At 75.1% G+C, this 3,527-nt stretch carries 3 protein-coding genes and 1 pseudogene; 3 read left to right on the top strand and 1 reads right to left on the bottom strand.

Annotated elements, in window-relative coordinates; translation table 11 throughout:
- The 3 genes from AOK24_RS08815 to AOK24_RS08805 form a co-directional block, all read left to right on the top strand.
- A partial coding sequence (locus AOK24_RS08815) for an AMP-binding protein (RefSeq protein WP_159051826.1) occupies positions 1 to 998 on the top strand: 998 nt, incomplete at its 5' end.
- A gap of 1 nt (position 999) precedes the next feature.
- The gene (locus AOK24_RS08810) at positions 1,000 to 2,277 is read left to right on the top strand and encodes a hypothetical protein (RefSeq protein ID WP_055719492.1); all 1,278 of its coding nucleotides are present in this window, start codon (positions 1,000 to 1,002) and stop codon (positions 2,275 to 2,277) included.
- Entirely contained in the window at positions 2,274 to 3,071 is a 798-nt protein-coding gene (locus tag AOK24_RS08805) for an SDR family oxidoreductase (RefSeq protein ID WP_063799414.1), read from the top strand. The genes AOK24_RS08810 and AOK24_RS08805 overlap by 4 nt, the downstream gene beginning before the upstream one ends.
- Positions 3,072 to 3,124: 53 nt before the next feature.
- On the opposite strand, the pseudogene AOK24_RS08800 reads toward AOK24_RS08805, so the two are convergent.
- Positions 3,125 to 3,527: pseudogene (locus AOK24_RS08800) on the bottom strand (hypothetical protein); the annotation flags it as partial.

The raw sequence follows: 3,527 nt of genomic DNA, 5'->3' as shown, positions 1-3,527 counted from the left end.
CCCCCGCCACCGTTGCCCGCCGGCTCGCCGAGGACGAACCGTCCGTCTTCTTCGGCGTGCCCAGCTTCTACGCGGCCCTGCTGCACGCCGGGGACGCGGGCGCCTGGCGCACCGTACGTCTGGCCGTGTCCGCCGGGGAGCCGCTGCCACCCACGCTCCAGCACCGGTTCCGGGAGCGCTTCGGGATCGACCTCGTCAACGGCATGGGCTCGACCGAGGCCCTGCACATCTTCCTGTCCAACCGGCCGGGGGCCACCAGACCGGGCACCCTGGGCGTCCCCGTGCCCGGCTACGAGCTGCGCATCCTGGCCGAGGACGGCACCGAGGCCCCGCCCGGCGAGCCCGGGGTCCTCAAGGTCAGGGCGCCCTCCGCCGCCGACGGCTACTGGTGCCGCAGCTCCTCGACCCGCCGGGTCTTCCAGGGCGAATGGCTCGACACCGGGGACCTGTTCACGCGGGACGCCGACGGGTTCTACGTCTGCCACGGACGCGTCGGCGACATGATCAAGAGCGGCGGCATCTGGGTCACCCCCACGGAGGTGGAGGACCGCCTCCTCGCCCACCCCTCCGTCGCCGCCGCCTGCGTGGTGGCCGTCCCCGACGCCGACGGCCTCGACCGGCCGGTGGCCTGCGTCGTCCCGGCGGACGGGCACGCCCTGGACCCGGACGCCCTGACCGCGTTCTGCCGCGCGACGCTCGCCGCGTACAAGGTCCCCCGCCATGTGCTGCCCTTCGCCGCCCTGCCCACGACCGGCACCGGCAAGGTCGCCCGCAACGCCGTGCGGGAGGAGGCGTCGGCACGGCTCGGGCGGGACCGCGACGCCGTGCGGGGCGAGGGGGCGGCTCAGCCGGGGCAGGTGCGGGGTGAGGTGTCGACTCAGCCCGGCCAGATCCGCGACGCCGGTCGGGGTGAGGCGTGGGTTCAGCCCCGGCACGGCACCGCCGACGCGCGAATCCCCGTCCCGAACCCCCTGCGGACCCCTTCAGGAGACGACTGACATGACCGTCCTCACCTCCGTCCTCGTACCCCCCGCCCCCGGCCCCGTCGACCTGCTCTTCCACACGGCCGGACGCCGCGCCTCGCACCCCGAGGCCGTCCCGAACGTCGGCGTCGTCCTGCACCTCACTGGCGACGCCCCGGACCTCGCGGACCTGCGCGACCGCGTCGCCCGCCACCTCCACCGGCTCCCCTGCCTCACCCACGTACTCGCCACCGGGGACGGCCCGCCCCACTGGCGGCCGGCCGCGCCCGAACTCGACACGCACGTCGTCGAGGAGCGCGTCACCGCGGGACCCGGCTGCCTCGACGACGCCGTACGGGAGAACCTGCGCCGGCCGCTGCCCGCCGACGCCCCGGCCTGGCGGCTCGTGCTGCTGGCCGGGCACGCCCGACGGGAGTACTGCCTCGCCCTGTTCAGCCACCACGAGGTGCAGGACGCGGCGAACCTCGTCGCCGTCGTCGAGACGCTCCTCGGGGCGGACGAGGGGAGCGGCTCGGCCCACGCGTTCGGGGCCGGGGACGTGCCCGTGCCCGCGCCGCCCGAATCCCTCGCCACCAGCGCGTACATCTGGGGCGACACCCGCCCGCACGGCCTGTGGAACAGCCCCGGCCTGCCGCTGTCGGGGCGCCGGCACGTGCTGTGGCGGGAGGTGCCCACCCGGCTGCTGGTGGACACGGCCCGCGCCTACGACGCCGGCGTCAACGACGTCCACCTGGCCGCGCTCGCCCACGCCGTCACCCGCTGGGCGGCCGACCACCGGCCCGCAGCGGTACGGGAGTCGCTGCCCGTCATGCTGCCGGTGAACCTGCGCACCCCCGCCGAGACCGGGCTGCCGGGCAACCGGTTCTTCCTCGCCCTGCTCGGCCTCCCCGGCGGGGAGATGACCCCGGCGCGCCGACTGCGGAGGACCCTGCGCGCCACCGCCCCCGTCAAGGAACCGGCCTACCGGCAGACCCTGTTCCACCTCACCCGGGAGGCCGTCTACGAACAGCTCGTCGCCCGCACCGCCGCCCCCGACCGGCTGACCGCCGTCGCGTCGACGTTCCGGGTCCGGACGCGGCTGAGCCATCTCGGCGATCCCGTGCGGCGGGTCGTGCCGATCATCTGCTGCCCCGACGGATTCCCCCTCACCGCCGCCGTGTTCGTGTACGGCGAGACGTCCACCGTGTCGTTCCAGATCGACCGGGCGCTGCCCGCCGGCGACACGGTTCCCGAGCTGTGGCTCCAGGCGGTCGAGTCCATGGCCACCTGCGCCGGCGACGGGGGCACCCGGTGAACGCCTTCCGCGACCAGGTCGCCCTCGTCGTCTCCGCCAGCCGCGGCATGGGGTACGAGATCGCCGCCGAACTCGCCCGCCGGGGCGCGTCGGTGGCGATCACCGCGCGCGGCGAGGAACCCCTGCGGCAGGCCGCCAAGGCCATCCGGGCCGAGACCGGCCGCCGCGTCCTGCCCGTCACCGCCCACAGCCGCAAGGAGGACGACCGCAAGGCCGCCGTCGACGCCGTCATGGACACCTTCGGACGGCTCGACCTCCTCGTCTACACCACCGGCACCAACCCCGCGCTCGACACCCTCGCCGTCGACCTCGACCTCGACTGCTTCCGCCTCATGTTCGACACGAACGTCCTCGGCGCCCTCGGATACGTCCAGCTCGCCTGGCGGGCGTGGATGCGGGAACACGGCGGATCGGTCCTCATCATGAACACGATCGCCGCGACCGACGTGGTGCGGCTCCCCGCCTACAGCGCCACGAAAGCGGCCCTGCACCGCCTCACCCAGGACCTCGCCGACCAACTCGCGCCCCGCGTACGGGTGAACGCCGTCGCCCCCGCCTTCATCCGCACCCCGTTCATGGACTCCCTGACCGTCCTGCCCGAGCCGACCATCGCCGCGAGCTACCCCCTCGGCCGGATCGGCGAACCCTACGACGTCGCGCAGGCCGCGGCTTTCCTGCTCTCCCCGGCGGCCTCCTGGATCACCGGGGTCACGCTGCCGGTGGACGGCGGCAAGGCCAGCGCGGCCATCACCCACGACCGGCCGCATCCCGCACCGGGACGGCCGGTGCACTGACCGGACCGGGGGGTTCAGGGCGCTGTCGAGGGCCGGTGGCCATCGTGCTGCCGTCAGGCGCGCGGCACCCCGTCCCCCTGCAACCACACCAGCAACTCGTCGTGCCGCAGCTGATACGCCGTCCCCGCCGACCGGAGCAGCCCGCGATCGTGGCACCACCGCAGGAACCCCGCCAGCCGCCACGGCAACCGCCCCCTGGTCGCGGTGACCACCCCCGCGTACTGGCGTGTGGTGATCGCGACGAAACCGGGCCCGGCGGCCAGCCCGCACGCGACGGCCGTCACCGCGGCGAGCGGCCACGGCATGCGCAGCCAGTCGACGAAGAGCAGCGCGTAGAGCGCCACGCCCCCCGTCACGGCGCCCGCGGCCAGCCCGGCGAGGGCGTCATTGCGCAGCGGGGACAGCGGGGTCGGTACACCCGGCGGATCGGGGTCGGGGTCTCCGCCGCCCTTGCGC

The organism is Streptomyces niveiscabiei (assembly GCF_001419795.1).
GTDB classification, from domain to species: domain Bacteria; phylum Actinomycetota; class Actinomycetes; order Streptomycetales; family Streptomycetaceae; genus Streptomyces; species Streptomyces niveiscabiei.
Note: the sequence above shows the minus strand (reverse complement) of the source record. Positions and strands in the feature narration are given on the sequence as shown.

What these genes read in the sequence shown, in the direction of transcription:
- AOK24_RS08810 (WP_055719492.1), top strand. Translation starts at nt 1,000, where the DNA reads ATGACCGTCCTCACCTCCGTCCTCGTACCCCCCGCCCCCGGCCCCGTC.